Raw genomic sequence first — 16,208 nt, forward strand, 5'->3', positions numbered from 1 at the left:
AATGCTCAGGCGTTACGGCCATCGCATTGCCATGAACGGTTGATCTAATCACGCTTCTCTAACGAAGTCATCACCTGCATTATGGGGGATCAAAACGATCGCTTCACGCTAGTCATGGACGCAGCAATGGATCCAAGCTAACCCCGGCAAACGCAGGACTGACATTCCAGCCGCGAACCTTGATTTGTATCGCCTGAGTGCTCTTTGTCCCCGGTAAGTCGACAATGACCGTACGCTCTTCCCCCGGCAACAGCGAAATATAGTTGTCACTGTAGAACGCGGGCAGCACTTCGGAGTCGTGCACACCATTGGCGACGTAGTACGCAGTCAGCTTGGTATTGAGCGCCGCAACGGCACTCACGTTCTTTAGATGTATGCTGACCTGCTTGCCGCTTTCTGAACGGCGGGACGAACCGTTTGGAAGAGCATTGTCAACCGTGAGAGTTACCTTGGCATGTGCTATTGAATCGAGTGCGCGATAGCCTGCATCCGACGCTGCGCGCCAATAGAAGTTCTGGGAAACCAGTGCGCCGTCCTGACCGTGCATGGCAAGGTATACAAGAACTGTGGTGTCTCCAAGGAGCGGAGCTAGATCGAGATGCATTCCTTGAGTCACATCATCTGCCGCGGCATCGACAGTCATTTGGCGGTGCAGCAATAGCTTGCCATCCAAAGCATAGATATCGGCATCAATCTTGGCCTTTTGTAAACCGTTGCGGGTGGTATTGATCACCTGTACGTCGTCTGTCGCGAGATCGAGTTGCACATGGAGTGGCTCACATGCCTTCTTGGTGCCGTAGTAGGATGCCTGGGTGTCATAGTCGGAGCTGAGGATGCCCCAGAGCATGCTTGGCCACGAGGGCTGCGTCATCCACAACAGTCGCCCGGTATTTGGCGCCCACAGGTGAGCATTGAACCCCTCGAAGATGGCGCGATAGTCGACGTAGTTCATCATCTGCGCCTGCCGCTCGTATTCTTCGAGACTTCCTGCGCGGCCGAACTGCGCCTCTCGATGGTCACGAAAGGAATCGTTTGGGTGCCAGTTGTGGTACGCCCAATCATCTGAAATAGGCCAACGATCCTCAGCCGGGAGCCAGCGGTCGAACCATTCCAGCGTTGGCAATGAGGATGTGCCGACCTCGACAGCAAACCCGCGATCGATCTTGCTGTAGTAATCAGCCGGCTCCTCATAGGAGTAGGGTCCGCTGGGCAATAGGTTCACTTCGTTTGAAGAAGGGGAATAGTATCGTGTGCCGTCCAGCGAATGCGTAAGCGCGATCAGGCCCCGGTTTACGATCGGCTGCGGAACGCCCTCATTTCTTCCACACCACATCACGATCGAAGGATGGTTACGGTAGCGCAGGATCGTATCTCTGGCATTGGCCAAAAAGAGTGCTGGATCCTCCGCTTCGGCATTCGAGTTCGTAGTAACTTCCCAGAAGTCGTTCCAAACCAACATGCCGTACTTGTCCGCGAGATCGAAAAACACCTCTTCCGTGTTCTGTCCTTGCCAGTTGCGGATCGTGTTGAGATTCGCTTCCTGGTCGTAGCGAAAGAAGGGCTCCAGATGCTCTCGTGAGACTCGCTTGCGGGAGTCGTCCATCCCCCAGCTCCCACCTCGGATGGCAATGCGTACGCCGTTGACCTTGATCGTCAGGAATGGGGTGGCGCGGGTATCGTCTACGCGATGGAACACTGGCGAGGTATCTTCACCCGCCGCAATCGAAGCAGCCCAACCGCCAGGCACTTGCCTCATGCCCTCGTGCGTTACGTCGACCTGCGGCATTGCCTCCAGGCGTCCTGCCGTTGGATCGTAATCCACGCGACGAAGTTCGCCTTCGTTGTCGAGCAGGCTGATCTCATAGCTGATGGTACGCACGCCAAACGTCAGCTTCTTCTCAACCGGGGCAGAGCCCTCGGCGGCAAAAGTCGTGGTCAGATGGTAAAGTTCGGGGGATCCATAACCGTTGGGCCACCAAAGCCGTGGATGCTCGAGATGCAGAGCCGCGAACTCCGCTGGCGAAAGTTGGACAGACTCGCCCCCGACTGGAACGGTTACCAGCTTGTGGATTTGTACGCCTTCAAATGTGACGGATAACTTACCTTTCACAGGTTTACCGGAGGAATTGCTCAACGGTACATTCAGCGTTACATCGGCCGTCTCCGTATCGGGCAGAGGCAGATGCGTGATCACCTGCTGATCGCCGATTGACACCGGTCCGGTGGCGATCAGATGTACATCCTGCCAGAGACCTGCATCGCGGTCCCGCATAGGAGGATTCCAGTCCCAACCCTCCGAGGCGACAAATGTAGGCCCGTCGAGCTCCATGGCTCCGCCATTCAGTCCAGACCCCAAGGCGATGGACTGCACGTTGGGAATACCCGGATGCGGAACAGGAGAAATGCGAATGGCCAGGGCATTTCTTCCGTGCACGAGCAGCGTGTGGCTTACATCAAAGATTCCGCGCGTAAAAGCGCCTTTTATTTGCCCAAGCATTTGGCCGTTGAGCCATACTTCTGCTTGATAGTTAATACCGTCCAGGCGAAGAGAGAATTGTGAGCGCCCTTCCGTATTGGGCGTGACGAACTCCGAACGATACCAATAATCCTGCCGGTTCAGCTTCTCAGGGATGGCAAGATTGTTGAGACCATAGTCTGGGTCGGGATAGCGTCCGCGATCAATCATGGTTGTCAGTACGGTTCCAGGAACCGTCGCGGGCATCCAGTTTGCCGCGTCAAATCCGGCCGTAGAGATCGCTTTTGGAGAAGCCGACAGGTTAGGAGCCTCAATGAGTCTCCAGCCGCCCGTCAACGTCCAGTCTTCCGAAGAGTTCTCCACAAGCGTCGTATCGGCTGGCGGCAGCGGAGCAGCTACAGGTTTACTGAACGCGGCTTTGACCTGCGGCATCGTCCACGGCTCCTGCGGCGCTGTATTGCCGGCGAACTGCACTACCTGTATGGGCCACGGCTTTGAGCCTTCTTCGAACTCGATCAGTTCAGGATCGGGCATCTCTTGCGCTGAGGCTGCGATGGTTTCCTTCGACACTGCCCCTCGAGCAAGCGTGAAGCCCGCGATGCGCCCCCCGAAGTGGGGGCACGGCAGCTTCGCACAACTGGGCTCGACTGGAGCCATTGCCAGCAGGGGAGATATCTGTGGATGTGCTGGCGGCTCGTCGGATAAGCCAAGCTGCGCAACCTCCACTCCATCGACATAGAAATGAACCGTACTACGATCCGAACTCCCCGCCAAAAAATGCCAGCCCTTTGCGGCAATTATCTGACCGGATATTAGCCTTTCAGAGCCCCCCAGTAGCAAAGCGGGCTTTCCATCCAGAAGCGCAAAGAAGCGAAAGCTTTTGTTCGTCGGATCGCCAACTCCTGCGATCAAGGCGGAGTTCGGAGAGACTGGTGCGAATTCTACCCATGTGGATAGCGTCCAGGGTGCTCTGGTCTCAAGTATCGGATCGTTTGCAGGCAGAGATTTTGTCAGACCGAGCCCTCCGGCAAGGATGTGGGCGTTGTAAGGTCCGTAATGCTGCAGGGGTGAAACAGGCTCTGGCAGATGTAATGTTGGAACCGTGATGGGCGCAGGTTGCTGAGCGCTTCCGGCCGCGGAAAGCAAGATGCTTGTAAAGAGCAGCAACTTCGCTCTATGGCGATCAGTCCACTTCAAACGGTTCGTACGAACCTGACGAATCTCTCGACATTTCGATGCTTGATCGTTGGGTTTCACAGAGCTTCAGTATAGCGAGTACCGGGATGCCATGGCGCATAGATAGAGCTGCGACACTTCACTCTAACGCAAGCGGTCTCTCGCTTACCGCTGCGGAACGAACGGTCTTGGGGGCGAGCATAACCGTAGAGGATTAACCCGCTTCTTGAAAATCATTCTTGCCGTAGCACGACTCAAGAGGAGATGGCCACACCTCAAGCCTTTGCATCGACGCCTCAACTAGACTCCAAGTGACTGAGGAAAGCGTGCCAACTCTTCCGGAGTTGAGCCGTTGGGAACAGAGCAACCTGGGGCGGCGATGTACTTAGCCCCAGCCTGATCCCTTGCATCGGTCCACTGCTTTCGCATCTCCGCGACCGTTAGTTTTTGGAAATCAAACTCATCGACTCCTCCAAGGATCGGCTGTGCGTATTCCTTCCGAAACTCAGATATGGCGATGCCGCTGGACTTCACTGAGTACTGAAGGACCGGCGCGTTGAAATCCTTGAACTGACTCAAGAACGGCCTCTCAAGATAATGCAAATGGAGAACGGTGAGCTTCGTATCGGAGAGAGCTTCAAAAACGCGCTTGTCATAGGGACGCGTGAACCGCTCATAGTCAGCAACCGTGCCGAATTTACTTTCTGCGTTAAAGATGCTGACCAGAGAGCCAGATGCTCCAATCTCCTTGGCGTGCCGGATGTGATTAATCGTTGACTGGGTGATCGCCTCCAGAGCATCGTGCCAGCCATCGGGGTTGCTCTGTTGAAATTCATGAAGACGCTTGATCTGTTCATCCTGTACTTCCTCCGACTTTCCCAGGCTTGCAAACTGCGGCTGTGATTGGAAGAGGATCATCGCAGTCATATATGGACCATAGATTGTGTCGAGAAAGTAAGCGTCCCCCTTGAGCCCATCGCGAACCAGCTTCAACGTCGCCAGTTGATTGGGGTAAGGCGAATCCAATGGCTTCAGCTCGTACCACTTGCCCGTGGTCGACTGCGGATAGTCGAAATCGTTCATCACCTTGACGATGTCAGTACGATAAGTCCGGTGGAAAGCCAGATGATCCTGCGCCTCCAGTTGTGCTGTTGGCCTCTTGTAATGGTAATAGAAAGTAAACGGCGGGCGGTCAAGATCTTGTCCGCGCAAGGCACGGTCAACACGCTCCTTGTGAGTCAAGGCAGAGGAGCCTTTCGTCTTCCCGAAACCTGATGTTGCGAAAGCAAGGCCTGCGGAGGCTGCAGCTGCGGATACAAAATCACGACGATTCATTTGTGTTTTCCTTCATAAGCGTTCGGAGCTAAGTATAGCCAATCGATTGATAGAAGCCTGGAATGACATTGATCCACACGACACAGAGAAATCTTCCTTCGATCTGACAATTGAATGGTCTCTCGAATTTGGGCCGAAGATAGCTTACGATGCTACCAGACCGCCTGCGATAACGGCGACGCCTTTGCTGCGGAACACGGCTCCTGGAACCGGGCCAACCGCGCCGGCTACGAGGTCATCCACATTCCAATGCACGACGGTCACGCCGACGGCAGCTATGAAGACTTCCTGACTGGCTTTGTGACCAAAGACGGTCAGGTGTGGGGGCGCCCAGTGGGGGTTGCCGTAGCAAAAGACGGCAGCCTGTTCGTGACCGATGATGGTTCACGCTCCGTCTGGCACGTCACATACACAGGAAAGTAGCGGGCCTGATCAGTCGCAGCATCGCCTGATGAGCACTTAGGCATGCGGAGAACAAGCAATCCTCTTGCAGCACAGCACGATGGGGACTAACGCGGTCGCATCAACTGCGGCCGCGCTCGTGCCAACGACTTATACGAACTTAGATGAACGGCGCTTTGTCCGATCACTCGCCTGTCTTGACAGTGCCCGCACCGTCACTCACGAGAATCTTCGACAATGCACGCAGGCGTTCGCCGTCCGCGGTTGTCGTGGCTTTGGCGGCGGCTTTTTCAGCTACCTTGGCATCTGCGTGGAGCTTTTTGGTATTCTTCGCGTCGATGTCTGCCTTGATCGCCGCGACCTTGCTTGCGGAGAGGCTGGTGCCGCGGGCGAGCTGGTCGAGATAGGCTTTCGCGGTTATGAACGTTAGCGGGTAGTCGATGTGAGGCTGATTCTGAACATTCAATTCGGGAAGGTAGATCTGCGCGGCGGCGTCGATTTCATTCTGTGTGAGATCCTTCGTTGGGACGAGTTTCAGAACATCCGTTCCGCGGGCAATCTCTGAACCGTAGATGTAGCCGTTGTAGTAGTAGGTGGACCACTGACCGCCCATCGCAGGACGGCTATCGTCGACCGGGCCACGATCGAAGTATCCGATCTCAAAGGGATGCGTCGGATCTGTGTAATCCACGATGGAAACGCCCCCTTGATACCAAGATTGGACTTCAATGTCGCGTCCAGGGACCGGGATCATCGAACCGTTGTGTGCAACACAATTCTCCTTATCGGTCTGTGGCGCGGGCATTTTGTAGTAGGCATCCAGCTTCAGCTTTTTATCCGCCGTGATGGAGAAGATAGCGTCAGCGCCCCAGGCCATGGGATCGGAGACGCGGCAGCGCGGCTGGCCACCACCACCCCATTCATCCGTGAAGAGAACGGTCTTACCGTCGTTGGAAAAATTGGCCGAATGCCAGAACGCATAGTTGGGATCTGTAACGGCATCCAAGCGCTTGGGATGTGCTGGATCCTTGATATCGATCAGGATGCCGTTTCCGGAGCAGGCGCCGCCAGCCATGCCGAGCCATGAGTACGCAGTAATGTCGTGGCATCCGCGAGTGGCTGAGGTGGTCTGTGTACCATCGCCGTGGTTGCCGCCTTTCCATAGGGCATCCATCTTGCCAGTTTCAGGATCGGAAAAGATGCGCGGGCTGGCGATGACTTTGGCCAGCTCAGGATGTGCGACCGGAACCTTGATGATCACGATGGTAAAGAGCGCTGTATTGGGATCCTTGTCAGGATCGGCACCGGAGCATCCGCCGAGCTCAGCGGACGGACGTACACCCGCAGAGCCGGAGACATAGATGTAGACATTGTCCTTGTCATTGGGATCGACGACAAGGGTGTGGGTGTGGGAGCCGCGGCAGGTCTGGACGTCAGCCACCTGCTTGGGGTTATGGATATCGGAGATATCGAAGATCCGAACTCCCTTGACGCGGTCCGGACTGGGCGGAGGCTGACGCATCCGGAAGGCCCTCATGGCTGCGGCATCGGCAGCAGCGTCGCCTGTGGGAGTTGGTGGCTGTGGCTCGGGACTGGCACTGGGAAAGCCCTGCGTACCGCAATCCATCCGTCCATTGGCGGCTTCGACGGACATGAACAGGAGGTTCTTATAAACCGAGACATCGCCCTGGCCTCCCGGACAAACCATCGATGTAACCAGCGACATATGGGTTGGGTCCGAGATGTCGTAGATATTGACGCCGCTGTAGTTGCCGTTAAACAGGTACTTTGCATTGAAGGCAAGATCGGAGTTCGTTCCGCCGTAATTGGCGCGCGGGCCGGTGGGTCGCGGGGCATTCGGCTGACGAGGAGCGTCAGGGTCGACCGGAGGTGGAGGAGGCGTGGCATCAACAGCCTTGATGGAATCTAAATCAGGCGCAAAGCCGGCAGGCTTGGGAGTGGTCATGACCAATTGCATGCCGGAGATGGCGGTGGCGGCGTCATAAAGGCCGCCTTTGAGCCCAACGCGAGGATCATCCGAACCGGCGCGTGCATTAACGTAGACCGTGGGCGGCTTTGGCGGAGTCTTGACTGCGGGAGATGGCGGCGACTGTTGAGATGTAGCCTGGGCAGCGCAGAAGGTGGCGGCCACTAACGGAATGACAAATAGAGCGAAAATAATGCGAGCGGAGCGCGGGACAAAACTCGAGTTCATTGTCTCTCCTTCAACATGTGACGCATGATGTCAATCTCAGCCTGTTGTGTGTTGTCGACGTCGCTTGCAAAATCGAACAACTGTGGATCCTGGCCTGCTCCAGGATTGGCGAACAGGTCTTTCACCATCTGCAGAGCTCCCGTGTGATGCTGAATCATTCCGGTAAGAAAGAGGTGGTCGAACTCTGGGCCGCTTGCCTTTCCCAGTGCTTCCATCTGGGCAGCTGTGAGCATGCCTGGCATCATAGGCATGCTCATGTCCATACCTTTCCCGTCCTTCATGTCCTTCATGTCCATGCCACCCATGGAACCGGACGACAAAGGAAAGCCACGGTCAGTAAGCCATTGTTTCATCCACCGCATCTCGTCGCTCTGGGAGACATCGATCTTCTTGCCGAGTTCCATAACCGCGGGGTCCTTGGTACGCGACTTAAGCATCTCGGTCATTTCGACCGCCTGGTTATGGTGCATGATCATACCCTGCATAAAGTCGACATCAGCCTTGGAGGGCGGCCGTGGCACTTCGCCAGCTGTGGCGGCCTCTTTGGAAAGAGTCTTGTTGCCGCTGCCGGGAGCACCCGGTTGAACGATTGCCGGAGCTACCTGAGGTACAGGTGGGGGCTGCTGCGACCAAGCAGCCACAGAGCAGAGGATGACGGTGAGCCGTGCACCGAAACGAATTGCGGGCCACTTATGAGACAAACGCTCCTCCAACATCATGCCGAGATGCGGGCATTCACAAGAAACAATTCGCCGATCAATCAGTGGAGGAGAGTCCTTCTGAGAACTTCCACTGATCTGTTTGCGTTCGGGTCTGTAGCGATCGGAATTCGTGTTGCGGAGAGGACGATACGGGCCTTGGTTATGCCCGAAATGCATTTATCTGAATATAAACACGTCGGCGATTGGAGGACAATCAAAACAAGCGAGCCTCACTGCTAAGCCTGGTTGCTAAGGGAGCGGTAGGGTGTGAATCTTTCATGACGGCCGGGACGTCCAACACCAATTGGCTGTAAGGCAGGTCTTCTCACAACGCGATTCGGAGGAATAGTTATGGAATACGTAAATCTGGGAAAGACCGGGTTGAAGGTCTCTCGTATCTGCCTGGGATGCATGTCCTATGGGGTTCCGCCTGCTGGTCCACTGCGACCCGGAAGCCATGCGTGGGCGTTGGACGAAGAGCAGAGCCAGCCGTTCTTCCAACAGGCTCTTGAACTGGGCATCAATTTCTGGGATACGGCGAATGTCTACTCAACCGGGTCAAGCGAGGAGTTCGTCGGGCGATTCCTGAAAGCGAATGCCAAGCGCGAAAACATGGTGATCGCGACCAAGCTGAATGGCGTGATGCGCGACGATCCGAACGGCAAAGGGTTGTCGAGGAAAGAAATCATGTTTGAGATTGACCAGAGCTTGAGGCGGCTTGGCACGGATTACGTCGACCTCTACCAGATTCATCGGTGGGATTACGAGACCCCCATCGAGGAGACGATGGAAGCCCTTCACGACGTGGTCAAGGCAGGTAAGGCGCGATACATCGGGGCTTCTTCGATGTATTCCTGGCAGTTCGCCAAGGCTCTGTACGTGGCGGATCTGCATGGTTGGACAAGATTCGTCTCAATGCAGAACCACTATAACCTGATCTATCGTGAAGAAGAGCGGGAGATGATTGGGCTCTGCCGGGCAGAGAGTATCGGAGTTATTCCATGGAGTCCGTTGGCCCGTGGAAGGCTGGCGAGACCGTGGGGATCAGAGACGACGCAGCGGGCAGAGACAGACCAGTTCAGCAAGGCCATTTACACGAAGACCGAAGAAGCAGATAAGAAGGTGGTTGACCGGCTCAGTGAACTCGCGGATAAACGAGGAGTTAAGATGGCTACGCTTGGACTGGCATGGTTGCTGAGTAAGCCGGGAATTACGTCACCGATTGTTGGCGCTACAAAGCAAAACCATCTGACCGATGCAGTCGCGGCGCTGGATGTGAAGCTGACAGAGGAGGAGATACGCTCGTTGGAAGAGCCGTATGTGCCGCATCCTGTCGTAGGTTTTAGCTGAGATGGTCGCGGTCTTGACCTATGACGCCTTCCAGAACTAGTGAATCAATCGAATGTGGCTGGCGCGTTTTCGAAGCCACATTCGTACGTTTCGGGCTCAGTCCTCAAAGCCGCACACGCTACCTCAATTGCCATGAATGCCATAAAGGGTTCGCTGCGGCGCTGGGGCTGGGTGCAAGGGTTAGAGTAGTCCGATTGCTCGCCCGGCAATGCCTACGCCAAGCCACAGCGAAATGGAGACTATAGCGACAACACGTGACAGCCAGTCAGGGGCTTCGCTGCCAGTCCGCAACACTGCACGGCGATGAAGAGTGAAGTAGAAGAGTATGGCAGCGGCAAGCAGCGCCATCTTCCATCGAAACGCCGGACTGAAATAGCATTTAAGCGCCTCTTCTGACAGCAGGCCTATGCCGGAAAGAATCGAAGAAGCTCTTCCCTGATCAGGAGACATTCAAGAAGGAAGAGAATCGTCGATGGGAGCTGACAACCAATCATTGGGATCTACCGATTCATGTTGTGCAGCCTGGAGCGTCCGAATGAGCAGTTCGTGCAAGAGCACAATCCAACGAAACAAAGGAGCCATGTATGAGCATCATTCTCGATGAAGTCCTGGCAGCAAACCAGAAGTACAGCGAAACCTTCGGTGATAAGGCAAAGCTCACTATTCCCCCCGCCCGTCACTTCACGGTACTCACCTGCATGGATGCACGTCTTGATCCTGCCAAGTTCGCCGGTCTAGCTGAAGGCGATGCCCATGTGATTCGTAACGCCGGCGGGCGCGCGAGCGATGACGCTATCCGCTCACTGGTGATCAGTTACAAGTTGCTTGGGACAAAGGAATTTTTCGTCGTCCATCATACGGATTGCGGCATGGAGTTCTTCACCAACGATGTTATTCGCGGACTGTTGAACAATAGCCTTGAGACGGCGGCGTTGACGGAAGAGGGTTTCAAAGACGTTGGTCACGGGCCAGGTTCGCGGGCTGGCGAGTTTATTGAGTGGCTCACCATCGCTGATCAGAAGCAGGCCGTCATTGATGACGTGCTGCGGATTCGAACCCATCCGCTTGTGCCGAAATCAATTCCTATCTACGGCTATGTCTACGATGTCAGGAGTGGAAGATTGATCGAGGTGGAAGGCGCCGCCGCTGCTGGTGCTGCAAGCTAGCGGAGGGGTAGCCGGAAGTTTCGCTGTAATGTTCGTGTAAGAGTCTGGCTATTTACGAACAAATCTTAATAGTCCGCCGGGACGCTTCAGGTCCGGCGGACCTTTGAAGTTAACCCGCACCGGGACGCTCCGGGCGGATGAACGTCGCACTGACTGCGGTGCCTGCGCCTACTCGCCCGGCCATTCACGGCGGTTGTTACAACCTGGTTAGGTCTATCGGCGAGGAGCTTCTCAGTCTTTGTAGTGAATTCCTCTGGCAGGAGATGCAACCCCCGAGTGAATTCCCTTCATCTCTGAGCCGGTTTCGAGCAATTCTTCCGGGATAAGGTTTGCGGGCGCAAATCAGCCTTTCGATTGAGCAAACTTTACCACCCTGGGCGGATGTGCAACAGCGCTCAGCACGAGAAGATGGAGAACTCGTTTCATCCAGCCCTGGCCACCTATCGGAGACTCCACGCCGCATGTCGACTCCCCTCTACAAACCATTGCCAGCACCGACCGCTGTCCCAAATCAACAGAGGTCCCGCAGGCGTGCGCTCGCCTTCAATCTATTGATCGCGTTATTCGTGTGGGCGGCATGGCTGATCTTCGGAGGCCGGTTTGCGATCCAGCATCTGATCGCGGACTGGAAAGTCGCGCTCACCATGGTCTTTGGCTCGCTGGTCGGCGGCGGCACCAGCGAGGGCGGGGGTGCGATTGCGTTTCCGATCTTCACCAAGGTTCTGCACATTGCACCACGCGACGCCCGCAACTTCTCGCTGGCCATTCAGAGCATCGGAATGGGCGCAGCAACTTTGAGCATTCTGTACCTTCGTATCCCGATCGAGCGCCGCGTGCTGCTCTGGGCAGGCATTCCAGGAATTCTCGGCGTCATTCTCGGTTCCTGTTTCCTCGCGCCGCACATTCCGCCGGTCTTTGTGCGCACTTCGTTCACAGTGCTCGTCAGCAGTATGGGAGTGGCGTTGTTGCTCGTGAACCGGGAGAAGAGCGTTCTGCGAAACGACAGGGTGCCGATCTTCGGATCGAGGGAGAAGAATATCCTCATGCTCGCTGGGCTTATCGGAGGAGCGGTGAGCGCCCTCGTCGGTACCGGTGAAAACTCAGTCGTCTTCATGGTGATGGTGCTGCTCTTCCGGGTCAGCGAAAAGATCGTCACGCCTACCACCGTGATCCTCATGACGATGGTGACCATCCCCGGCTTCCTCCTGCATCTCTTCCTGCTGAAAGACTTCACGCCGGCCGTCATGGGGTATTGGCTCGCAGCCCTGCCGGTTGCCGTGGTGGGTGCACCCTTGGGAGCGCTGATCTGTTCGTACATGAATCGGCATTCCATCGTCTACCTTCTGCTCTTTCTGATCGCACTGGAGTTCCTGAGCACCATTCTCCTGGTTCCAATGGCCGGTTCGGTTGTTTGGGTGTCGCTTGCCACGCTGGTAATCTGCGGATCAATCGACTGGGCAATGAGCCGCGCAACGCGGTATCGCCCGCAAAGCCTTCCTTCCCGGAACGTCATTGAGAGCGCTAGTCTCACCTGAAATTCCGAAAACAGACAGGACCGCCATAGTTTTCTCCCGTCTCAACCATTCGATGGATGCTCGTCTCCATCGCGCTGCGGTAGTTTTGCTTCTGCGGCCGTCTACACCCTTTCCTCGGTGCGTAGCTAGGCCATTCAATCGCCCATGGTCGATACGAGTCGAGACGACAAAACGGTGCTCCAGACGGACGTTGTCGTCATTGGCGGCGGTCTGGCAGGTCTGGCTGCAGCGAACCACCTCGCCTCTGGGGGATTGCGGGTGATCTGCCTGGAACCCCGAACGTCCTTCCAAAACATTGTCGGTGAATCCCTCGACTGGTCAGCCCCGCCGTTGTTCTCAGAGATGGGCCTGACCATGGAACGCCTCGTTCAGTCAGGCGCCGCTACGTTCAAACGCCACATCACCGTCACCTCAGCCGATGGCTCGCAAAAGGAATATCTTCCCGGCGCGTGGCTGACCAAAAGCCCTTGGAACGTCGAGGTTCGCACGCTCCATCTGGATCGCCAGCAGATTCACGCGCTCATGCTGGAATCGGCCCGCAGTAAAGACGTCGAGTTTGTGCACGAAAGAGCTGTCGGGTTCGAGATCTACGACAGGCGAATCGTGTCCGTGGAGACTTCAGGCGGCCAGCGCATTCGCGCCTCATGGACCGTCGATGCATCCGGTGCTGCGGCCAGCGTGTTGGGACGCGAATTAAACCTCCAGTCAGCCGTATATGGACCGCGGAAGGTTGCCCTCTGGGCTCATTTCCCGACCGACGCCTGGGTGGAAGGAACTACCCTCTACACCCTCATCTGCGATGGCGAATACATGGAGTGGATCTGGGAAATTCCGATTAGCCCCGGCGTCAGCAGCATCGGATACATTGCGCCAGGTTCCAAGGTCAAGCTGGAACGTGCTCGAGGACTGAGTAACGTGGACATCCTATCGAAAAAGATGGGGAAGTTCACGCGCCTGAACGAGATCCTCCAACAGTCCCCTCCAGAACGCGTAGCGTCCACGTCGTTCCTTTGCCGCACCTACAAGGGTGTTTCCGGACCCAACTGGCTCATCGTCGGCGAAGCTGCCTCCCAATCAGACCCGATCACCGGCAACGGCGTTACCGCTGCTCTGCGGCACGCTACCGAGGGAAGCGACCTGATCCGCAACTATCAGAATCGCGACAGTATTCCAGTACTGGCGAGAGCGGCCTATAACCTGCGGGTGAACGGTATGGGTCGCTACTTCAACAGCCTGATTGAGAAGTTTTACTACCTGTCACCGATCCGCGTGCGGCTGGGCCTGTTCGGCACCGCGGAAGCTTACACAATCCCCGCCTGGCTCACCAATCTCATCTATACTCGCACGCGGCCCAAGCGGCTTTTTGGAACGCTGCTGCTTTGTTCCGCATTATTCGCGATTCGCGGCGCGGCATGGTGCCTGTTTCAAATCTGCCGTTTGTTTGACCGGCGATCCAGCAAGCCGCACCAGGCGGTCCCACGCGAACTACCTGCTCCTCAGCCCGTCGAAGAGAGAAAGGAGCACAGCCATGCACTGTACTCATAAGGGCAAAGGCGAAGCGATCCTCTTCATCCACGGCATGCCGACCAACCGCATGCTCTGGGACGAGATCATCGGCCAACTCTCGGCTGATTTTCGATGCTTCGCCGTAGATCTTCCGGGCATGGGCAAGACCCCATTCGTTCCGTATAGTCCCGACTATCTGCATCGCATGGCCGAGCGCATCGAGTCCTTGAGAATTCAGCACGGCATCACGAAGTGGCATGTTGTAGGGCATGATGCCGGCGCTGCCATTGCCGTTGAATATGCCTCACGATTCCAGAAGCATGTGGGCTGCCTCGCGCTCCTATCCCCCGCCATTTTTCCCGACCTCAAACCGTTCTTCCTGCTGAATCCATTGCGCAAACCCGTCGTCGGGGAGATTCTCGCTCCGCTGCTGCATTTCGTTTTCTGGAAAGTAGCCATGCGCCGCGCTTTGGCAGGCGATAAGAAAGGCACCGCATACAAGGCGTTTTACGAGGGATTCTCAGGACGAACCGGTGCCTGGCAACTCATGCGTCTGGTGCGCTGGGGAAGGCCCGAGGAGATGCTCGGGGATATTCCAGGAAAACTCACCCAGCTGGTGATGCCGGCGCTGCTCTTCCACGGCTCGCGGGACGTCTTGCCGGCAGCGTTTGCGGAACGGGCAGCTTCGCTGATCCGGAACTCAAGTGTCGTCACGCTCGACGCGGGACACTTTCTCCCCATCGAACGGCCAGGCGACGTCGCCGCGCTCTTGCAGACTTTCTTTGCGGACAATCGAGTCCCACTGGAGTTACCAATCAGGCCCACAAAGCCCAGGCAGCGAAGGGCACCGGCACGCGTTTTTGTCGCTGAGCCGCACCGCCTCGAAGAAGACCGGGCAGTCGCGAGTGTCGCTGCTACTCTCGCTTGAACCTTTTCTGTGGCAAACATATCTGTATGTAACTTCTATGTACTTTGGAATGCCTCACACGTTTGTTGCAGGCAATATGCGAAAGACCTGATCGAAAGATTCCGCTTAGGCCAAGACTCCCGCCACCGTGGATCGACTCCGACTGCTCATTCTTTCGAATCATGCCAGATCAAAGAGAAGCACTTCTGCGTTGGCTGGACTTGCGCCAATCACTTCAATCGTATCCTCAGCCTGCACCGCGGCAGAATCCCCCTCGTGAAGCATCTGCCCATTCACCGCGGCACTGCCAGCGACAACATGCAGCCAGGCCGCTCGGCCGGGAGCAAGGTCATAGGTAAGTCGCGATTCAGGAGTCAGTTCCGCGACGGCGACTTGCGCATCCTGGTTGATCCGCACGGCACCCTCTACCGGCTCAGAAGAGGCAAGAATCTTGAAAGCATTCCGCTTCTCCTCAGGGTCGAATTTGATCTGCTCATAAGCTGGTGCCTCACCTTGGGTTGCCGGCTCGATCCATATTTGTAGAAAGTGGACAGGCTCGGAATCAGAACCATTGAACTCGCTGTGAATCACACCGCTGCCGGCAGACATCTTCTGAATTTCGTTGGGCCCAAGCACCTCGGTATGCCCCATGCTGTCCTTGTGTGCCAGCTTGCCTTCGAGTACGTAGCTGAGGATCTCCATGTCGCGATGTGCATGTGCACCGAAGCCCCTGCCGGGCGCAACCCAGTCGTCGTTGATCACACGCAGTGACCTGAAACCCATTTGCGCTGGATCTCTGTGATTGGCGAAGGAGAATGTATGGTGTGATTTCAGCCAGCCGTGGTCGGCGTGGCCTCGGTCGTCGCTCTTGCGAATCGTAATCATTGGGCTGGCAACTTTCTTTGCTCAGATTTTGAACTCTCGAGAGCAGGTATCCCGACCGGATCAGTCTCGCGTGCGTTCCCTGCCTCCACAGCAGACCTCCCCAGCTTCTTCAACAGATAACGTAGCTGGTCTTGTTCGTCTTCCGTGAGTGCTCTTGTCACCATCTCAATGTCCCGGGCATGACGCGCATAGAGAGCAGAGATGAAGCTGGCCCCCTTTCGGGTCAGTGCGATAATCCGGATGCGGCGGTCAGCATCTGACGTCTGGCGAACCACAAATGACTTTCGCTCTAATCGATCGACGGCGGAAGTCATGGATGCATTCGCGAGAAGTACTTTCTCACCGATCTCGGAGATCGTCATTGGGCCTTTATGCAGCAGCACCTCAAGGACCATGAAATCGCTCAGGCAGAGCCCTTCATTGACGATGCAGCTTTCCACATAGGCGGCGAGCGCGCCATGAGCGCGAGCCAGGACCACCCAAAGCTTGGGGCCGGTTGTTGGGTCGCCGAAATGAACACGAGCGCGAGATGACATACGAATAAGATGCTTCGC

At 56.2% G+C, this 16,208-nt stretch carries 12 protein-coding genes and 2 pseudogenes; 6 read left to right on the top strand and 8 right to left on the bottom strand.

Annotated features, from left to right (window positions below):
• Positions 1 to 112: 112 nt before the first annotated feature.
• The 3 genes and pseudogenes from AC5S27_RS16405 to AC5S27_RS16415 form a co-directional block, all read right to left on the bottom strand.
• Entirely contained in the window at positions 113 to 3,046 is a 2,934-nt protein-coding gene (locus tag AC5S27_RS16405; RefSeq protein ID WP_493937327.1) for a glycoside hydrolase family 2 protein, read from the bottom strand.
• Positions 3,047 to 3,172: 126 nt separating this feature from the next.
• A pseudogene (locus AC5S27_RS16410) lies at positions 3,173 to 3,733 on the bottom strand (LamG-like jellyroll fold domain-containing protein); the annotation flags it as partial.
• 219 nt (positions 3,734 to 3,952) lie between these two features.
• Positions 3,953 to 4,987, bottom strand: a complete 1,035-nt coding sequence (locus AC5S27_RS16415) for a uroporphyrinogen decarboxylase family protein (protein WP_493935643.1) — start codon at positions 4,985 to 4,987, stop codon at positions 3,953 to 3,955.
• Positions 4,988 to 5,161: 174 nt separating this feature from the next.
• On the opposite strand from AC5S27_RS16415, the pseudogene AC5S27_RS16420 reads away from it, so the two are divergent.
• A pseudogene (locus AC5S27_RS16420) lies at positions 5,162 to 5,410 on the top strand (PQQ-dependent sugar dehydrogenase); the annotation flags it as partial.
• 163 nt (positions 5,411 to 5,573) lie between these two features.
• Here AC5S27_RS16420 and AC5S27_RS16425 read toward each other — a convergent pair.
• Together AC5S27_RS16425 and AC5S27_RS16430 are read right to left on the bottom strand one after the other, a co-directional pair.
• Positions 5,574 to 7,604, bottom strand: coding sequence for an LVIVD repeat-containing protein (locus AC5S27_RS16425; RefSeq protein ID WP_493935644.1), 2,031 nt, complete (start codon positions 7,602 to 7,604; stop codon positions 5,574 to 5,576).
• Complete coding sequence (locus AC5S27_RS16430) at positions 7,601 to 8,482, bottom strand: DUF305 domain-containing protein (RefSeq protein WP_493935645.1); 882 nt, start codon at positions 8,480 to 8,482, stop codon at positions 7,601 to 7,603. The genes AC5S27_RS16425 and AC5S27_RS16430 overlap by 4 nt, the downstream gene beginning before the upstream one ends.
• A gap of 174 nt (positions 8,483 to 8,656) precedes the next feature.
• Here AC5S27_RS16430 and AC5S27_RS16435 point away from each other — a divergent pair, with 174 nt between their 5' ends.
• On the top strand, positions 8,657 to 9,655 hold the full coding sequence (locus AC5S27_RS16435) for an aldo/keto reductase (protein WP_493935646.1): 999 nt from the start codon (positions 8,657 to 8,659) through the stop codon (positions 9,653 to 9,655).
• 180 nt (positions 9,656 to 9,835) lie between these two features.
• On the opposite strand, the gene AC5S27_RS16440 is transcribed toward AC5S27_RS16435, so the two are convergent.
• Positions 9,836 to 10,105, bottom strand: a complete 270-nt coding sequence (locus AC5S27_RS16440) for a DUF6644 family protein (RefSeq protein ID WP_493935647.1) — start codon at positions 10,103 to 10,105, stop codon at positions 9,836 to 9,838.
• 134 nt (positions 10,106 to 10,239) lie between these two features.
• Between AC5S27_RS16440 and AC5S27_RS16445 the strand changes: the two genes are divergently transcribed.
• The 4 genes from AC5S27_RS16445 to AC5S27_RS16460 all read left to right on the top strand — a co-directional run bounded on the left by AC5S27_RS16445 (position 10,240) and on the right by AC5S27_RS16460 (position 14,790).
• Positions 10,240 to 10,821, top strand: coding sequence for a beta-class carbonic anhydrase (locus tag AC5S27_RS16445; protein WP_493935648.1), 582 nt, complete (start codon positions 10,240 to 10,242; stop codon positions 10,819 to 10,821).
• Positions 10,822 to 11,282: 461 nt separating this feature from the next.
• Entirely contained in the window at positions 11,283 to 12,356 is a 1,074-nt protein-coding gene (locus tag AC5S27_RS16450) for a sulfite exporter TauE/SafE family protein (RefSeq protein WP_493935649.1), read from the top strand.
• 144 nt (positions 12,357 to 12,500) lie between these two features.
• Complete coding sequence (locus AC5S27_RS16455) at positions 12,501 to 13,901, top strand: NAD(P)/FAD-dependent oxidoreductase (RefSeq protein ID WP_493935650.1); 1,401 nt, start codon at positions 12,501 to 12,503, stop codon at positions 13,899 to 13,901.
• Positions 13,885 to 14,790: an alpha/beta fold hydrolase gene (locus tag AC5S27_RS16460; RefSeq protein ID WP_493935651.1), complete on the top strand. Its 906-nt coding sequence runs from the start codon at positions 13,885 to 13,887 to the stop codon at positions 14,788 to 14,790. The genes AC5S27_RS16455 and AC5S27_RS16460 overlap by 17 nt, the downstream gene beginning before the upstream one ends.
• 159 nt (positions 14,791 to 14,949) lie before the next feature.
• On the opposite strand, the gene AC5S27_RS16465 is transcribed toward AC5S27_RS16460, so the two are convergent.
• Both AC5S27_RS16465 and AC5S27_RS16470 read right to left on the bottom strand, forming a co-directional pair.
• Positions 14,950 to 15,654 (bottom strand): pirin family protein, encoded by a 705-nt coding sequence (locus tag AC5S27_RS16465; RefSeq protein ID WP_493935652.1) that lies wholly within the window; start codon positions 15,652 to 15,654, stop codon positions 14,950 to 14,952.
• Entirely contained in the window at positions 15,651 to 16,133 is a 483-nt protein-coding gene (locus tag AC5S27_RS16470; RefSeq protein ID WP_493935653.1) for a MarR family winged helix-turn-helix transcriptional regulator, read from the bottom strand. Before AC5S27_RS16470 ends, AC5S27_RS16465 begins: the two co-directional genes overlap by 4 nt.
• Positions 16,134 to 16,208: the final 75 nt, after the last annotated feature.

The organism is Acidicapsa borealis, assembly GCF_059115245.1.

Bases quoted from the DNA above. Each gene is read 5' to 3' on its own strand.
- AC5S27_RS16415 (WP_493935643.1), bottom strand. From the start codon at position 4,987: ATGAATCGTCGTGATTTTGTATCCGCAGCTGCAGCCTCCGCAGGCCTT.
- AC5S27_RS16425 (WP_493935644.1), bottom strand. From the start codon at position 7,604: ATGAACTCGAGTTTTGTCCCGCGCTCCGCTCGCATTATTTTCGCTCTA.
- AC5S27_RS16430 (WP_493935645.1), bottom strand. From the start codon at position 8,482: ATGCATTTCGGGCATAACCAAGGCCCGTATCGTCCTCTCCGCAACACG.
- AC5S27_RS16435 (WP_493935646.1), top strand. From the start codon at position 8,657: ATGGAATACGTAAATCTGGGAAAGACCGGGTTGAAGGTCTCTCGTATC.
- AC5S27_RS16440 (WP_493935647.1), bottom strand. From the start codon at position 10,105: ATGTCTCCTGATCAGGGAAGAGCTTCTTCGATTCTTTCCGGCATAGGC.
- AC5S27_RS16445 (WP_493935648.1), top strand. From the start codon at position 10,240: ATGAGCATCATTCTCGATGAAGTCCTGGCAGCAAACCAGAAGTACAGC.
- AC5S27_RS16450 (WP_493935649.1), top strand. From the start codon at position 11,283: ATGTCGACTCCCCTCTACAAACCATTGCCAGCACCGACCGCTGTCCCA.
- AC5S27_RS16455 (WP_493935650.1), top strand. From the start codon at position 12,501: ATGGTCGATACGAGTCGAGACGACAAAACGGTGCTCCAGACGGACGTT.
- AC5S27_RS16460 (WP_493935651.1), top strand. From the start codon at position 13,885: ATGCACTGTACTCATAAGGGCAAAGGCGAAGCGATCCTCTTCATCCAC.
- AC5S27_RS16465 (WP_493935652.1), bottom strand. From the start codon at position 15,654: ATGATTACGATTCGCAAGAGCGACGACCGAGGCCACGCCGACCACGGC.